At 62.1% G+C, this 1,621-nt stretch carries 2 protein-coding genes and 1 pseudogene; 2 read left to right on the top strand and 1 reads right to left on the bottom strand.

Annotated elements, in window-relative coordinates; all coding sequences use genetic code 11:
* Positions 1 to 169 (top strand): annotated as a pseudogene (locus EN994_RS36500) (histidinol-phosphate aminotransferase); the annotation flags it as partial.
* A gap of 105 nt (positions 170 to 274) precedes the next feature.
* The gene (locus tag EN994_RS30490; RefSeq protein ID WP_224620654.1) at positions 275 to 643 is read left to right on the top strand and encodes a hypothetical protein; all 369 of its coding nucleotides are present in this window, start codon (positions 275 to 277) and stop codon (positions 641 to 643) included.
* A 147-nt stretch (positions 644 to 790) separates the two neighbouring features.
* On the opposite strand, the gene EN994_RS30485 is transcribed toward EN994_RS30490, so the two are convergent.
* Positions 791 to 1,474: an SGNH/GDSL hydrolase family protein gene (locus tag EN994_RS30485; protein WP_013530477.1), complete on the bottom strand. Its 684-nt coding sequence runs from the start codon at positions 1,472 to 1,474 to the stop codon at positions 791 to 793.
* Between the last annotated feature and the right edge of the window lie 147 nt (positions 1,475 to 1,621).

Here is a 1,621-nt window from a genome sequence, read left to right as displayed (position 1 = left end):
GTTCTTCAACTGCCGGCAAGATGCCTCCGTCTTCGTCGAAGGCCTGCTGCGGCAAGGGGTCATCGTCAAACCGTGGAAGCAGCAGGGCTTTGACACCTATGTGCGTGTCAGCATCGGCTCGACTTCGGAAAACGACCACTTCATGGCCGCTCTGTCGACGCTGTTGTGAATGCACGTCTGGGCGGATCGCTCCGCGCTTGGGAGCCGATCGCTGCCGCCCTATTTCGCCCAAGGCCTTGACCGACGCTTGGCTTGGCTGCCGTGCGGATCGTCGATGACCACAGCGTATTTATTTGGCTTCGGACCAGCCGCAGGCCTTAACTTTCGCAGCGTGGGTTTTTACATCCGGGGGGTCTGCAAACGATCGACGCTTGAGGAGGCTCCCTTGCAGCAGCCAGATGACATAGCCGCCCGCCGATTGGGCATTCTCATCGAGCAATATGTGGAAGCGCGTAAAAAGCGCTATGACTATGTGTCGACCGAGCAGGCCTATCGGGCCATCCGGCAGGTCCTCAAACCCGCCATTCCCGATCGCGAGCTCGACGACATGGTCGCCTCACTTGCCGTCAAGAACGGCCTGGCGGTCGTCTTCGATCGTCAAACCAAAGCATCGGCCGATGATGTTCCGAGGCCAAGCCCCTAGATCGACGCACATCTGCCGGCGCCGGGCGCCATATCAATGCGGGGCCAAACGCATCGTTCGGCCCCGCATCGATGTGCATCGCCGGAGGAACCTGCGACACACCTGCGCCGTGGGCCTGTGTGCCGCAAGCCGACGGGCGTGGCGGCTTCAAGCGGCGGTGCTGACCTGGCCCGGCTCGAGGATCGACTTGACCTTGTCGGCGACGGCGCGTCCCAGATCGGCGTTGTTTGCGGCGGTGAAATGAATTCCGTCGACACCGTCCGTGGTGAGGTAATCGCCGGCATTGAGGAAATCGATCTTCATGAAATCCGCCATCGCCTTGTACTGCCTGGCCAGGTCCCTGGATTTTTCGTGCCCGCCGCCGAACATGCCCTCGAACCATGGATCGGGCATCGGGGTCAGCGGCGGCGGCGCAATGACCAGCGCCTTGGGGGCCGGATAAGGGGTGCCGATGCCGCCGGCACTGGTCAGGATCTGCCCGACCAGTTTCGCCATTCCATTGGCGATCTCATAAGGCGTCCGGCGGAAATAGGACTTGGTGTCGTTGGTGCCGAGCATGACGATGACCAGGTCCAGCGGCAGATGGCTGGCGATGGCCGAGGGCAGGTAGTTCGCCCCGTTCAGGCGCGGATCGTTGGGGTCGTCGAGACATGTCGTGCGCGCGCTCAGGCCTTCCTCGATGATGTGGTAGCCCCCTCCCAGCGCCGCCGCCATCACACCGGTCCAGCGCTGGTCATAGGGGTAGCGGTAGGTCGGCGACCCCTCCTTGACCGGAACCCAGCCCCAGGTCAGCGAGTCGCCATAGCACATGATGTTTTTTGGCGGTGACATCCATGTTTCTCCATCTGTTTGCAATTGTCTGAACGCGTGGATTTGTCGGTCCCGGCGAACACCGGTCGGCTTGCTTTCGCCGTCTCAGGTCAGGGGTTTCGCACCCGCACTCCGTAGAAGATCGCGGCACCCAGGATGATGACGCCC

The organism is Mesorhizobium sp. M7A.F.Ca.CA.002.09.1.1 (assembly GCF_003998555.1).
In the GTDB taxonomy this organism is placed as follows: Bacteria; Pseudomonadota; Alphaproteobacteria; order Rhizobiales; family Rhizobiaceae; genus Mesorhizobium; species Mesorhizobium ciceri.
Note: the sequence above shows the minus strand (reverse complement) of the source record. Positions and strands in the feature narration are given on the sequence as shown.